General features: G+C 44.2%; 15 protein-coding genes. 7 read left to right on the forward strand and 8 right to left on the reverse strand.

From position 1 onward, the window contains the following. The first annotated feature begins 98 nt into the window (after nt 1–98). A complete protein-coding gene (locus ACI35L_RS13180) occupies nt 99–410 on the forward strand; it encodes a hypothetical protein (protein ID WP_049670125.1) in 312 nt (103 codons plus the stop codon). A gap of 301 nt (nt 411–711) precedes the next feature. Here ACI35L_RS13180 and ACI35L_RS13185 read toward each other — a convergent pair whose 3' ends face one another. Genes ACI35L_RS13185 through ACI35L_RS13195 form a run of 3 tightly spaced genes read right to left on the reverse strand, consistent with a single transcriptional unit; the run spans nt 712 to nt 2,757 of the window. Then, a complete protein-coding gene (locus tag ACI35L_RS13185; protein WP_049670124.1) occupies nt 712–1,137 on the reverse strand; it encodes a Fur family transcriptional regulator in 426 nt (141 codons plus the stop codon). Nucleotides 1,138–1,149: 12 nt separating this feature from the next. Beyond that, nucleotides 1,150–1,986 (reverse strand): metal ABC transporter permease, encoded by an 837-nt coding sequence (locus tag ACI35L_RS13190; RefSeq protein WP_049670123.1) that lies wholly within the window; start codon nt 1,984–1,986, stop codon nt 1,150–1,152. Nucleotides 1,987–2,001: 15 nt separating this feature from the next. Beyond that, a complete protein-coding gene (locus ACI35L_RS13195; RefSeq protein ID WP_049670122.1) occupies nt 2,002–2,757 on the reverse strand; it encodes a metal ABC transporter ATP-binding protein in 756 nt (251 codons plus the stop codon). A 147-nt stretch (nt 2,758–2,904) separates the two neighbouring features. On the opposite strand from ACI35L_RS13195, the gene ACI35L_RS13200 reads away from it, so the two are divergent. Next, nucleotides 2,905–3,162, forward strand: coding sequence for a DUF2624 family protein (locus tag ACI35L_RS13200; protein ID WP_439803074.1), 258 nt, complete (start codon nt 2,905–2,907; stop codon nt 3,160–3,162). A gap of 63 nt (nt 3,163–3,225) precedes the next feature. Here ACI35L_RS13200 and ACI35L_RS13205 read toward each other — a convergent pair whose 3' ends face one another. Both ACI35L_RS13205 and ACI35L_RS13210 read right to left on the reverse strand, forming a co-directional pair. Continuing rightward, nucleotides 3,226–4,125: a deoxyribonuclease IV gene (locus ACI35L_RS13205; protein WP_082197240.1), complete on the reverse strand. Its 900-nt coding sequence runs from the start codon at nt 4,123–4,125 to the stop codon at nt 3,226–3,228. Nucleotides 4,126–4,146: 21 nt separating this feature from the next. After that, nucleotides 4,147–5,454, reverse strand: coding sequence for a DEAD/DEAH box helicase (locus ACI35L_RS13210; protein WP_049670120.1), 1,308 nt, complete (start codon nt 5,452–5,454; stop codon nt 4,147–4,149). Between the two features lie 209 nt (nt 5,455–5,663). Here ACI35L_RS13210 and vrrA point away from each other — a divergent pair, with 209 nt between their 5' ends. Both vrrA and ACI35L_RS13220 read left to right on the forward strand, forming a co-directional pair. Then, nucleotides 5,664–6,278, forward strand: a complete 615-nt coding sequence (vrrA, locus tag ACI35L_RS13215; RefSeq protein ID WP_049670119.1) for a VrrA/YqfQ family protein — start codon at nt 5,664–5,666, stop codon at nt 6,276–6,278. A gap of 174 nt (nt 6,279–6,452) precedes the next feature. Continuing rightward, a complete protein-coding gene (locus tag ACI35L_RS13220) occupies nt 6,453–7,397 on the forward strand; it encodes a 4-hydroxy-3-methylbut-2-enyl diphosphate reductase (protein ID WP_049670118.1) in 945 nt (314 codons plus the stop codon). 105 nt (nt 7,398–7,502) lie between these two features. Here the strand turns inward: ACI35L_RS13220 and ACI35L_RS13225 are convergent, their stop codons facing one another. Beyond that, complete coding sequence (locus ACI35L_RS13225; RefSeq protein WP_439803075.1) at nt 7,503–8,624, reverse strand: Nif3-like dinuclear metal center hexameric protein; 1,122 nt, start codon at nt 8,622–8,624, stop codon at nt 7,503–7,505. Beyond that, on the reverse strand, nt 8,621–9,331 hold the full coding sequence (locus ACI35L_RS13230) for a tRNA (adenine(22)-N(1))-methyltransferase (protein WP_439803076.1): 711 nt from the start codon (nt 9,329–9,331) through the stop codon (nt 8,621–8,623). Before ACI35L_RS13230 ends, ACI35L_RS13225 begins: the two co-directional genes overlap by 4 nt. A 186-nt stretch (nt 9,332–9,517) precedes the next feature. Here ACI35L_RS13230 and ACI35L_RS13235 point away from each other — a divergent pair, with 186 nt between their 5' ends. Genes ACI35L_RS13235 through ACI35L_RS13245 form a run of 3 tightly spaced genes read left to right on the forward strand, consistent with a single transcriptional unit; the run spans nt 9,518 to nt 12,235 of the window. Beyond that, entirely contained in the window at nt 9,518–10,327 is an 810-nt protein-coding gene (locus ACI35L_RS13235; protein WP_439803077.1) for a GDSL-type esterase/lipase family protein, read from the forward strand. 4 nt (nt 10,328–10,331) lie between these two features. Further along, nucleotides 10,332–11,246 carry an ABC transporter ATP-binding protein gene (locus ACI35L_RS13240; protein WP_049670115.1) on the forward strand — a complete coding sequence of 305 codons (915 nt, stop codon included), beginning with the start codon at nt 10,332–10,334 and terminating at the stop codon, nt 11,244–11,246. After that, the gene (locus ACI35L_RS13245; RefSeq protein ID WP_049670114.1) at nt 11,243–12,235 is read left to right on the forward strand and encodes an ABC transporter permease; all 993 of its coding nucleotides are present in this window, start codon (nt 11,243–11,245) and stop codon (nt 12,233–12,235) included. Before ACI35L_RS13240 ends, ACI35L_RS13245 begins: the two co-directional genes overlap by 4 nt. An 80-nt stretch (nt 12,236–12,315) precedes the next feature. On the opposite strand, the gene cccA is transcribed toward ACI35L_RS13245, so the two are convergent. Next, nucleotides 12,316–12,672 carry a cytochrome c550 gene (cccA, locus tag ACI35L_RS13250; protein ID WP_049670113.1) on the reverse strand — a complete coding sequence of 119 codons (357 nt, stop codon included), beginning with the start codon at nt 12,670–12,672 and terminating at the stop codon, nt 12,316–12,318. Nucleotides 12,673–13,016 lie beyond the last annotated feature (344 nt).

A 13,016-nucleotide genomic window follows, 5' to 3' on the forward strand; every position in this document is an offset into this window, starting at 1 on the left:
TCACGAAATCATAACCATCATCTATTTTTTGCATTTACAGTTATCGGTTGATTTAGTAAAATATTTCCATATATAACCTTTAATGAAAGGCTGTTCCTATGAAATATGTGAAAGAAATCGCTAACCAGACCTCGTTTGTGCTGACAGTCGTCTGCCTATTCCTTTTTATATCTCTAAATCTGTTTACCCCATCAACCGATCACGATTTAACGTTATACCTAATGGTTTTAGCAGTAGCAGCATTTGTTATCGGCGTTGTTGGACTCCCCTTTGAACAAAAGAATGAAAAAAAGCAGGTTTTTAGAAGCACATTCAGCCTAATCATCTCTCTTTTGCTAGCCATCGTGTTAGGCATTCTGTGGGTGCTTCCAACCCTTTTTCCATTCGGAATACCGAATTTATACCCTTAACAAAGGCTGTTTTAAGAAAAATATTGAACGGCCTTTTTTTATCACCACTTCACCGCACTTACTCAAGCCATTTGAATTCATGGATAGCCGTAAACATCCAATTGGCCAGAAACAAAGTGCTCATTCATACACCTTCGTTTCCTTTGATATACCAAGATGCTTTTACTTAATCTTGATTACAATTGGATCCTCCTCCGCTTTATAAATGAGTTCCATTCTGCTCGATGTATCAAACACTTTTAGCTCCTTTTCCAATAAAAAAACGTCAGGTGTGCATAACACACCTGACGGCATTGTAATCTTAATTCATATGATGAGGCTGACAATCCGGACAGGTTCCATAAATTTCAAATTTATGTCCTGAGATTTCGTAGCCTCCTAAATCATCTTTAAGCTGTTCCATCGGGCAGGCATCGATATGACGCGTCTTACCGCACTCCATGCAAATGAAATGGTGATGATGATGGTTCCCCTCACATGCAAAACGGAAGCATTTTTCCCCAGAAAGCTCAGTAGCTTCAAGAATGCCAAGCTTTACATACAAGGATAGATTCCGGTAGATTGTGTCATAGCTCATACCCGGATAAGAACTTTTTAATTGTTCCAGGACATCCTTAGCCGTTAAATACCGATTGCTCTTTGAGAAAAGGGTTAACATATCCTCGCGCTTCTCCGTATATTTATATCCCTCGTCCTTTAACAGTTGAAGTGCTCTTTTAACATCCATAAGAATTCCTCCTTATCGGTTCACTTGCCATTTCTTGAACAGAATCGTCACAAGCAGGACTAGAATAGCCAAGACAACAATGGTCCCGCCAGGAGCCAGGTTCAAATAATAAGCGGTAAACAGTCCGCCTACTACGGCAATTTCCCCAAACAGAATCGACATGAAAATGGTTTGTTTAAAGCTCTTTGCCACCTTCAAGGCAGCCGCCACCGGCAATGTCATTAAGGCTGAGACAAGCAAAACGCCGACAATCCTCATTGAAATGGCAATCACAAGAGCCACAAGGACGATAAAGATAAAATGAATCGCCTTGGCAGGAATGCCGGAGGTTTTCGCATGCTCCTCATCAAATGATAAGAGAAACAGTTCTTTATATAAGAAAATCACCGTAAAGACAACAATTACACTAATGATACTAATGACCCAAAGGTCCGTTCGGCCGACTGCACTCACGCTGCCGAATAAATAGCTGAATAAATCCACATTAAAACCATTCGCCATGGAAATGAATATCGCACCTAACCCCACACCACCTGAAAGAATGATGGGGATAGCAAGTTCTTGGTAGTGCTTATACACATTCCGTAAACGTTCGATGAACAGCGAGCCCCCAACTGAAAAGCCCATTCCTAAATAGAGCGGGTTCAGATTGGCAAACGTCCCCGGGAATTCCTTGCTTAACAAGAGGCTTGCCGCAATCCCGGTCAAGGTCACGTGGCTCAAAGCATCCGCAATTAAAGAAAGCTTACGAACTACAATAAAGACCCCAAGTAAAGGAGCGATTACTCCGATAATTAAGCCTGACAAAAAGGCATTTTGTAAAAATTCATATTGAAACATCGCTAGCATACTATTTCCTCCACATTAATGATCATGCTTCAATGTGTATACATCATGACCATAGAAAGCTGACATATCCTGATTATTCAGTTCCTCATATTCATGGGAATGACCATGGAAATGGAGACGCTTATTTAAGCAGGCAATATGAGTCGCCTTTTCTGTAATAGTGCCTGTATCATGGGTAACCAAAATTAAGGTTAGGCCGAGGTTCCGATTCAGCTCATACAAGAGATCATAGAAGTTAGATACATTTTGTACGTCTACCCCTACAGTCGGTTCATCAAGGATCAATAACTCAGGATCACTTACTAAGGCGCGCGCAATAAAAACACGCTGCTGCTGACCGCCTGATAAATCGCCGACAGTACGGTGCAGGAAATCCTGCATTCCAACTTCCTTTAAGGCTTGAATGACCTTTTCCCGATGCTTCTTCGTATAGAAGCGGAAAAGGCCGATTTTCTTCGTTAAGCCGCTGGCGACAACTTCTTCGACCGTTGCCGGAAATCCACTATTAAAGGAATTGGCCTTTTGAGAGACATAGCCAATTCGTTCCCAGCTCTTAAAGCGGTTAATTCTCTCGCCGAATAAGTAGATCTCCCCTTTTTGTACTTTGTTAATGCCTAGTATCAGCTTTAATAAAGTAGACTTGCCAGAACCATTTGGTCCGACAATAGCAAGGAAATCTCCCTCCCTGACCATCAGGTTGATATCCTCAAGGACATTTTCTTGTTCGTATTTATATGTTATATGGTCTAATTTGATTATTTCTTCTTTCATAATCTCCCGCCCGTTAATAAGAATGATTACGATTTACTAAAGTAGTATACAGGAGCTGCCTGTGATTGTAAACCTATTTACTTAACATTTGTCGATTTGGTTCATTTTAGCCATCCCTCTTCATAATGTAACTATGGGGTGAGAAGAATGAAGCTATTCGAAACGATCATTAACATGAAATTAAATCGCATCACAACAAGTGAATTGCTTAGTTTTTCCCGTCAGCAAGGAATAACATTGTCCAATACTGAGGCCGATCATATCGTTGCTTTATTAAAAGGAAAATCCGTTAATATTTTTGAACAAACAGAGCGGGCAAAATTACTCGTACAAATTGAGAAAATTGTCGGCTCTGAGCGGGCAAAGCATATTGAACAATTATTCTATAGTCTGACCGGTAATTAAACAAAAAGAGAGGCCAAATCACCATTCTGATGATTTGGCCTCTAATTACACAGGGACTGTTTTTTAGCTTTCGACCATTTGACCAAGGATTTTCTCTTGGAAGTCTGTCCAGTTCCCGTCCTTTAACATGTCAATCTCATACTTGTATGGAGCCTTCTTATTATTCTTGTCAGTGCCGACATACGGTGTCTCCAGAATCTTTGGAATGTCTGCAAGCTGCGGATGGTGGACAATGTAATGAAGCGGCTTAAAGCCAATCTTGCCGTAGCCGATATTTTCATGCCTGTCCTTTCTCATTCCGCATTCATTCTTGCTGTCATTGATATGAAGCACTTTGATATTCTGTACGCCAATCAATTTATCAAACTCATTTAAAACGCCGTCAAAATCCTCTACGATATTATATCCGGCATCATGTGTATGACAAGTATCAAAGCAAACGCTTAGCCGGTCATTATGGGTAACCCCGTCAAAAATCATCGCCAGCTCCTCAAAGCTTCTGCCGCACTCGGATCCTTTACCAGCCATTGTTTCAAGAGCAATCTGTACATCCTGACCAGGAATGATGACTTCATTCAGACCTTCTATGATTTTCTTAATGCCAAGCTCTGAGCCCTCACCAACATGAGCCCCTGGATGAAGGACAATTTGCTTTGCTCCAATTGCTTCTGTACGTTCAATTTCCGAGCGAAGGAAGTCAACGCCAAGCTGATAGGTCGCTGGATTCACCGTATTGCCGATATTGATGATATACGGCGCATGTACAACGATATCACTGATGCCGTTCGCTTCCATATGCTTTCTGCCTTCTTCAATGTTCAGCTCTTCAATTTTCTTTCTGCGCGTATTCTGAGGTGCACCTGTATAGATCATGAAGGTGTTTGCCCCATAGGATGCCGCTTCTGTACTTGCTGCCAGCAGCATTTTCTTTCCGCTCATTGATACATGCGAACCTATTTTCAATGCTGTCAATGACTGTACCCCCTATTTTTTCTTTAAGCGTCTCTCTCTTTTCTTCATTTTTTCTACTTCGGCTTTTACTTTCTTCTTATAGCCAGGTTTCACTTTGCGCATATGCTTGGAGAATTGTCCGTATTTCTTAACATCCTTCGCTTTAGAAGTATCTTTTCTTTTTCTCCGTTTATTACGGTCATCGATTTCAATCCATTCACCTTTAACGATATCTCGGTTTAGGAAGTTAATACCCATGGACTCTAATTTCCGAAGGGCTTGTTCATCCGTCTCCTCGAATAAGGTGATCGCAACACCGGACATACCTGCACGCGCGGTCCGTCCTGCGCGGTGAATATAGAAATCCAAGTCCTGAGGAATCTCAAAGTTAATGACATGACTGACTCCTTCAATATCAATGCCCCGTGCCGCTAAATCAGTCGCGACCACATACTGATATTTCAAGGAGTTAATTTCCTTCATAACACGCTTTCTTTCACGTGCCGGCAAATTGCCATGCAGGCGGCCGACTTGAAGGCCTTTTTGAAGCAAGGCATCTGCCAGTTCATCAGCATTCTGCTTCGTATTGGCAAACACAAGTGCCAGGAACGGGTTTTGAAGCTCTAAGATTTCTTTGACCAATTTCGCTTTATCGCGATGTCTCACCGGCACGAGAACATGGTCGAGCTTATCCACTGATGCCTTCTTAGGATCAACCTGAATATGCTTCGGGTTATTCATGTACTTCTTAAGGAACGGCTGCAGTTTCTCTGGAATGGTCGCAGAGAAGACAAGCATCTGCAATTCCGGCGCCATTCTTGCTGCCACCTTATCCACGTCCTCCATGAAGCCAAGATCAATCATAAGATCTGCTTCATCAACAACCAGTATATTGGCTGAATAAACGACCAAAGCATTTTCCTCAATTAAATCCTTAATACGTCCAGGTGTACCAATAACCAATTGCGGCTGTACAGTCAGCTTATCAATGGAACGCTGCTTATCAGTACCTCCCACATAGCTTTTTATATGAATTTGTTTGTCTTCCGGAAATTTTTCGTTCAGCTCTGTCGCAGCCTTGTAAATCTGTGAGGCAAGCTCCCGAGTCGGAGCTGTAATGACTGCCTGTACGGCTGATTCCTCCACATCAATGCGTGCAATGATGGGCAGCAAGAAAGAATGCGTCTTTCCAGTCCCTGTTTGTGACTGGCCGATGATGCTCTTTCCGCTTAGTACGGAAGGAATGACCCGCTCTTGAATGACTGTCGGTTCCTTAAAACCAACCTTCTCAACAGCCTCCATTAGATGGTCCGGCAATTTAAATAATGTAAATGAACTCATTTTTAACCAACTTTCTCAACATGCTTAACACATATCCTATTATCCTTTTCATATTACCTTATGTTAACCAGTATTCACAAGTTTTTCACGGTTTAAAAGCCTATTCTTCTTTGCTGAGGCACTTATCCACACTTGTCCGACATACCATATAAGGAACCGCGCAAGACTACACTTCGCGATTGATATACAGAGAGAAAGGAGGCGAACAAATGCCGCCAATGAGACCACCCATGTTCCTTCCTCCACGCGGGGGAGGCATGATTCGGCCTGGTATGGGTATGGGTCCAAGGGGAATGATGGGAGCCGCAAATAATGCTGGAGCAACTGGTGCTAGAGGATTATTTGCCCGTCAAGCTCAAGGGGCTGCCGCCGGGGCCCAGCGTTCAGGTGGAATTCTATCATCCTTATTCGGCCGAGGCGGAGGGGCTGCCGCTGGAAATGCAGCAACAGCCGCCCGGTCCGTTACGGGCGCTGCAAGTGCAGCTGCTCAAGGAGGATCCTCCTTGACGAACATCATGAATGGAACACAAAAGGTACTGGCCGCAGGTGAGCGTATCGTTCCGATGGTCCGCCAAGTCCAGCAGTATGGGCCGCTGATCAAAAACCTGCCATCCATGTGGAAAATGTATAGAGGGTTAAGCGCTTCTTCCACAGAAGCCGAGGATACCTCAGCTGCCGTGGAATCTGCAGCTGTAGAAGAAACAGCTGCTGAATCAACGGAAACCGTTGCAGCAGAAACTTCTTTGCCAAAAGAAGATGAAGTCAAAACTAACTCGTCTAAAAGGACAGAATCTAAGCCATCTGTTCCGAAGCTATTCATTTAACAAAAAATGCCCTGCATGCAGGGCATTTTTTTGCATGGACGAGACGTACTGACAGCACTTATCTTAATAACCCCTGCAATTTCTTTTTTTGTAAGTTTACGTGCACTCGATTATAATAAGGAGAATACGCTCCCATTTACAGGGTGCGATGAGTAAGGAGGCTGTATATTCTACATGAAAGTAATTAAGATTTCCCCTCGTGGATATTGCTACGGCGTGGTTGATGCGATGGTCATCGCCCGAAATGCCGCTTTAGATAAAACATTACCAAGACCAATCTACATTTTAGGCATGATTGTTCATAACCAGCATGTGACTGAAGCATTTGAACAAGAGGGCATCATTACGCTTGATGGAAAGGACCGTAAAGAAATCATCGAGAAGGTGAATTCAGGCACTGTTATCTTCACTGCCCATGGTATTTCTCCAGAGGTACGCGAGATTGCCAAACAAAAAGGGCTCGTAACGATTGATGCTACATGCCCGGATGTCACAGCAACCCATGACCTGATTGAGGCGAAAGAAAAAGAAGGCTATGACATTATTTACATCGGGAAGAAGGGTCATCCAGAGCCTGAAGGTGCTGTCGGCGTCGCTCCGAATATCGTTCATTTAATTGAAAGCAAAGCGGATATCGATGAGCTTTCCCTTGATAATGATAAGATTATCGTGACGAATCAAACGACGATGAGCCAATGGGATGTAGCTGATTTAATCGAAGAAGTGAAGAAAAAGTATCCATGCGCTGAGATTCATAAAGAAATCTGCATGGCGACTCAAGTTCGCCAGGAGGCTGTCGCTGAGCAGGCTAAAGGACTTGATGTCGTGATTGTTGTCGGGGATCCGAAGAGTAATAACTCGAACCGTCTTGCGCAGGTTTCCGAAGAAATCGCGGGAACAACTGCCTACCGAATCGCTGACGTCAGTGAGCTGAACATCGATTGGATTAAGGATGCCGAGAAAGTCGGCGTGACAGCCGGTGCGTCCACACCAACCCCAATTACGAAGGAAGTCATCACATTCCTTGAGCAATTTGATGCAAATGATCCTTCTACATGGAAGCATGAAAAACAAGTTCCATTATCTAAGATTTTGCCAAAAGTAAAGGTTAAAGGATAAATAGTAAAGGCCATGAATGATGTGCACCCAAAAAGTTAGAGTCTATAATCTAACTTTCGGTCACTGCAACCTCATTCATGGCCTCTTTTATTCCTGCTTTTTATCTCACACTACCTGAAAAGGATCTGTATCAATAACAGATGGAATCCATTCCACCTCAAATCCCGCTTGTTCACAAAGCTCGGTCATTTTGGAGGCGACCCCTTTTTTCATGATTTTCTCGACATTATGACCTGGGTCGATGATATTCATGCCCTCTTGCTTGAAATCAACGGCCGTATGGTAATAAATATCCCCTGTAACAAACACGTCCGCTCCTTTAAATTGAGCTGTCCGCACGAATTTATCCCCTGTTCCGCCAAGGACAGCGACTTTCTTAATCGCAGCCGTCAGGTCGCCAGTCACTCTCACCGTGCTTACCTCAAATGCCTTCTTCACCTGTTCAGCAAATTCACCCAATGTGACCGTTTCAGGCAGCACACCCACGCGTCCTAATCCAAGTTCCTTTACTCCTTGGTTATCGAGCGTATATAAATCATAGGCCACCTCTTCATACGGGTGTGCAGTCAGCATCGCTCGTACCGCTTTAGAAGCAAGCGGGCCCGGCACAACGACTTCGACCTTTACTTCCTCCACCATCTCAAGCTCACCTTCTGTACCGATATGCGGATTGGCCTGTTCATCAGGCTTAAAGCGGCCGATTCCCTCAGCTGAGAAGCTGCAATGGCTGTAATGTCCAAGGTTGCCAGCTCCAGCGCGGGCGAGTGCTTCCCGAACCTTTTCCTCCGCTTCTTTTGGGACATAGACAGCTAATTTCTTCAAGCCCTCCCTATAGGTTGGGGAAAGAAGTGTCAGCTCTTGAAGCCCCAGGGCAGCCGCCAGCATATCATTCACGCCCCCTTCCGCTACATCTAAGTTTGTATGAGCGGCATACAGGGTTATATCATGCTTAATCAGCTTCTCAATCACCCTTCCGTGCGGATGGCTGAAATCAATCTTCTTTAAGGGACGGAAGATAAGTGGATGATGGGCCAAAATCATATCAGCCCCATTTGTAATGGCCTCATCAACGACTTCTTCTGTCACATCCAAAGCGACATGCACCTTGCTGATTTTCTTCGAGAGAGTCCCGACCTGAAGACCGATTGGGTCCCCCTCCTCTGCCAAATACTTCGGTGAAAAGCTCTCAAATAATTGAATGACCTCATACCCGTTTGGAATCTTCATCGTTCAAGTGCCTCCTCCACGATTTCAACCAAGCGGGAAAGCTCTTCTTTCTTCTCCATCGAGCGCTCATTCCCACTTGCTTCGACCTGTTTGATAATTCTGCGCCAGTGCGTCAATTCCTGGTTCCATTTCTTCTTAAATACATCATTCTGCCCTTTAAGCAAATATGGTCCCATGAGAAGTGCTGCCTCTGTATTCTGATTATTATACGGCTTCTTGGGTTCTCCTTTTTCAGCGACCAAAATCTCATAAATCTTGCCGTCTTCCTCAAGAATCTCTTCGGCAATCAATTCCCAGCCCTCATGCATCAACCATTCACGAATAAATTGTGACCCAATATTCGGCTGTAGGATAAGACGTTCCTTACCTGAGAACTTTTCCTTTCCTTCATCCAAAATACGGGTAATCAAGGAGCCGCCCATTCCGCAGATGGTAATGGCACTTGCTTCGCCTGCGGTCAGCACTTCAAGGCCATTCCCCTTACGGACGGCAATTTGCTTCTCTAAACCTGATTCCTTTACCTGAGCGACCGCTGATTGAAAAGGCCCTTCTACTACCTCTCCTGCAATGGCCTGAGAAGCAATGCCCTCTTTAATCGCGTAACAAGGCAAATAAGCATGATCAGACCCGATGTCTGCCAAGATCGCACCGCCAGGAATATATGTTGATACTCGTTCAAGTCTTTTTGATAATTTATCTACATTCATCTTTTATGCTCCACTCTATGTATCATTGATTTCTTTAGTATAAGAAAAGTCTCCTATGAATGCAAAGGTCTTTCCTTCCCAGTTCATCCGTTTCACTCATACGGAAAATTTTGGTTTAATAATAGTAGACACGTTTAAACTAAGAGTAGAATGAAGCATCATCAAATCTTAAAGAAGGTGTTATAGATGAAGAAATGGTGGATGTCTGTTTTCCTGCTGACCACAGGGCTCATTGTCTCTGTTCTCCTCCTTATTGGTTTTCTTCAGGCGGCCTCAGCCGTTTTAAAGCCAAATGGACTGGACAATGCAAATTACGAGAAAGAAGAGGAAGCCCATGAAAAGCCAGAAGACGACGGCAAGCTCTCCATCGTGGCCCTTGGCGATTCGCTTACCCGCGGAATTGGGGATGATTCTGGTGAAGGATATGTAAAACGACTAACCCATACATTGAAAGATGAATATGGCCAAGATATTTCACTTGCCAATTTGTCGGTAACCGGAGCAAAAACAGCCGACTTGGCTTCTCTCCTAAAAACATCTGGAGCCAAGCATGCTGTGTCGAAAGCTGATGTTATCGTCATGACGATTGGAGGCAATGACTTATTCCCCGGGGTAGAAGGATTGACGGCTGAGAATTTAGCCGCCTATGAACCAGATACAGAAACATTCGAAGCCAACAGCCGCCAAATCTTGGAGGAGCTGCGGAAGGAGAATGAAGACGCTCCTATCTATTGGATCAGCCTATATAACCCATTTGAGGATTTAACGATCCTCGGTGATACCTCTCAATTCGTCATTGATTGGAATTACCAGCTGCAAAGGCTCGCCTCCGAATATAAGAACTTCGTCATTATTCCTGTCTTTGATTTATTTCAAGGTCAAGTGAAGGAATTCCTTTATACTGATCACTTCCACCCGAACGCAAAAGGCTATGAAGCCATTGCCGAACGGCTGACGCAAGCCATCGTGAGCCAACAGCAATTGAGAGAGGAGTAAAGACATGGAGCCCGTATTGAATGTAGAACACCTGACAAAGGAGATAAAGGGAAAGAAATTAGTAGATGATGTGAGTTTTTCCGTCAAGCCAGGTGAGATATTCGGCTTTCTTGGACCAAATGGAGCTGGAAAAACAACGACCATTCGGATGCTTGTTGGTCTCATTCAGCCAAGCAGCGGAACAATCAGCATTGGCGGACATAATGTACGCACTTCCTTCAAAAAGGCCATGCGCCAAGTCGGCTCCATCGTAGAGAACCCTGAGCTGTATGGGTATTTAACTGGTTGGGAAAACCTGAAGCAATTTGCGCGGATGCTTGGGGATATTACAGATGAACGGATTCATGAAATCGTCAAGCAAGTCCAATTAGAAAAGCGAATCCATGAAAAAGTGAAAACATATTCTCTCGGAATGAAGCAAAGGCTCGGAATTGCTCAAGCACTTCTTGGCAATCCCAGACTGTTGATTCTTGATGAACCAACAAATGGTCTTGACCCATCCGGCATTAGGGAGCTGCGCACCTTCGTTAGAAATCTCGTTGTTGAGCAGCGCATCAGCGTATTCATCTCCAGCCATCTATTAAGTGAGATTCAGCTCATGTGTGACCGGGTAGCCATCATCAATAAAGGAAGAATGATCACCGTGGCAGAGGTAAGGGAACTCCTCGGCACATCAAGCGACCGCATTGAATGGAAGGTTTCCCCGGTTGAGGAGGCACTATCCCTCTTGAAACAAATGAATGTGGTTCAGGATGCCGTCAGAAAAGAGGACCGTATACTCTGTACAATCCCCTCTATGAATGTCAGCCAGTGCACACGCCGATTGGTCGAAGGCGGGATAGACGTTCATACTGTTCAGGAAAAGCCGCTTACACTTGAAGAATTATTCATGGATTTGACGAAGGAGGAACAAGCATGATTGAATTTGCAAAGCTTCTTCTCAATGAAATGGAAAAGCTATACAGAAAAAAGCGGCTGGCAGCCATCATTCTCATACTGCTTGTCCTTATTCCAATCTTCATCTATGCACAAGATGCACAAATGAAACAGCGAGAGAAGAGGCTGGGCACGGATGATTGGCGGGTTGTCCTTCAGCAGAGTATTGTTGACAGCCAAAATCGGCTTCAAAGCAGCGGAATCCCGGAAGAGTGGAAGAATCAGCTTACGGTCATGATTGATCAGCAGCAATATTATCTTGACCATGACATCAATCCCAACTCACCTGGAGCACCGACATTTGTACGCGAATTCTTAAATGAAGGCATTGCGATGTTTATCCCCCTTCTGGTTATGATCATTGCGATTGACCTTGTCAGCGGTGAACGGAGTGACGGAACAATCAAGATTCTTCTCACCCGTCCCATTAAGAGGTGGAAAATTCTCTTGAGCAAGTATGTGACCCTTTTACTCTCCGTCTCTCTTATCATCCTGCTCGTAATCGGGCTCTCCTACTTATTAGCAGGATTGTTCTTTCATTTCGATGGATTAAAGGTTCCTGTTGCGACCGGCTTTGCCATTGAAAATGGCACATTAGTAACAGAATCCATCAAGCTGGTGCCTCAATGGCAGTATATCCTCATGTCTGCCGGGCTTTCTTGGTTCGTCGGCGTAGTTACAGGCACCATCAGCTTTATGGTATCCGTTCTTGTCCGAAACACCTCAATCGGGATGGGTATCATGTTTGCTGCTCTTATTGCCGGTGCTATTCTGAAGGGATTTGCGAGTGCATGGGCCGGTGCAAAATATATCTTCAGTGTCAATCTCGACTTAACAGACTATCTATCCGGGAACCTGCCAATGGTCGAGGGGCTTACACTCGACTTCTCCCTTATGATCCTTGCCATTTGGGGACTAGCCTCCCTCTTAATTGCCTTTCTCGTGTTCACTCGGCAGGATATGTTCAGCTGAATTCGATGGAACTGAAAAAGAAAGAGACATCCATCAGGATGTCTCTTCTTTTCTTGGTTCCTTTATACCGTCAGACTGTCCTATTCCAGCCCGGCAATAAATTCAACCATTTCATCGACCTTATCCTCTGGTACGAGTCCTCCAGGCATCATGCCCTTACCATTAACAATACGGTCTTTAATCAATTCCTTGTCCTTCACTCCGATTAAAGCAGGACCGGCGCCGCCTTCATAATTACCACCGTGGCAGCTCAAACATTGATTCTTATAAATATCTTCTGGCTTATCATTGTTTGCTGTCTCTTCCGTTTTCTCATTTCCTTCTTTTTCCTTTGCCATCTTATCTGCATCCCCAATGCCTTTGATTGAAAGGAAAAAGACGAGTGATAGACCAAGAACCATAATAATGATATATGGCATTACCGCATTGTTTTTCATATATTAGCTCCCCTCCCCTATGCAGCCGCATATGACAATAGTTTACAATACCACTCCCTATTTTACTTTAAAAACCAATTTTGGAAAAGTTATATCCCTGAATTTACGAAAATTTTTAACATTTAGGAGAGACGCAATTCTAACAATAGATTCCATACAGCGCACTCGTCGTCTAAGGCGTTTCATACCCTCTCAGACGGCGGCAAATACTCTTGGAGGGTCTTTGCCTGTCCCAATCAATAAACGCCTGAGAATCAATGCAAAGAGCCCTGGTTCGGCAGGCCATCAAAAGAAAAAAGCCTGCCGGAAAAATTTCCAGCGGGCTTTCATCCTGTTGTCAATAT

It is taken from the genome of Pradoshia sp. (assembly GCF_051873915.1).
Classification (GTDB): domain Bacteria; phylum Bacillota; class Bacilli; order Bacillales; family Pradoshiaceae; genus Pradoshia.

What these genes read in the sequence shown, in the direction of transcription:
- ACI35L_RS13180 (WP_049670125.1), top strand. Translation starts at nt 99, where the DNA reads ATGAAATATGTGAAAGAAATCGCTAACCAGACCTCGTTTGTGCTGACA.
- ACI35L_RS13185 (WP_049670124.1), bottom strand. Translation starts at nt 1,137, where the DNA reads ATGGATGTTAAAAGAGCACTTCAACTGTTAAAGGACGAGGGATATAAA.
- ACI35L_RS13190 (WP_049670123.1), bottom strand. Translation starts at nt 1,986, where the DNA reads ATGCTAGCGATGTTTCAATATGAATTTTTACAAAATGCCTTTTTGTCA.
- ACI35L_RS13195 (WP_049670122.1), bottom strand. Translation starts at nt 2,757, where the DNA reads ATGAAAGAAGAAATAATCAAATTAGACCATATAACATATAAATACGAA.
- ACI35L_RS13200 (WP_439803074.1), top strand. Translation starts at nt 2,905, where the DNA reads ATGAAGCTATTCGAAACGATCATTAACATGAAATTAAATCGCATCACA.
- ACI35L_RS13210 (WP_049670120.1), bottom strand. Translation starts at nt 5,454, where the DNA reads ATGAGTTCATTTACATTATTTAAATTGCCGGACCATCTAATGGAGGCT.
- vrrA (WP_049670119.1), top strand. Translation starts at nt 5,664, where the DNA reads ATGCCGCCAATGAGACCACCCATGTTCCTTCCTCCACGCGGGGGAGGC.
- ACI35L_RS13220 (WP_049670118.1), top strand. Translation starts at nt 6,453, where the DNA reads ATGAAAGTAATTAAGATTTCCCCTCGTGGATATTGCTACGGCGTGGTT.
- ACI35L_RS13225 (WP_439803075.1), bottom strand. Translation starts at nt 8,624, where the DNA reads ATGAAGATTCCAAACGGGTATGAGGTCATTCAATTATTTGAGAGCTTT.
- ACI35L_RS13230 (WP_439803076.1), bottom strand. Translation starts at nt 9,331, where the DNA reads ATGAATGTAGATAAATTATCAAAAAGACTTGAACGAGTATCAACATAT.
- ACI35L_RS13235 (WP_439803077.1), top strand. Translation starts at nt 9,518, where the DNA reads ATGAAGAAATGGTGGATGTCTGTTTTCCTGCTGACCACAGGGCTCATT.
- ACI35L_RS13240 (WP_049670115.1), top strand. Translation starts at nt 10,332, where the DNA reads ATGGAGCCCGTATTGAATGTAGAACACCTGACAAAGGAGATAAAGGGA.
- ACI35L_RS13245 (WP_049670114.1), top strand. Translation starts at nt 11,243, where the DNA reads ATGATTGAATTTGCAAAGCTTCTTCTCAATGAAATGGAAAAGCTATAC.
- cccA (WP_049670113.1), bottom strand. Translation starts at nt 12,672, where the DNA reads ATGAAAAACAATGCGGTAATGCCATATATCATTATTATGGTTCTTGGT.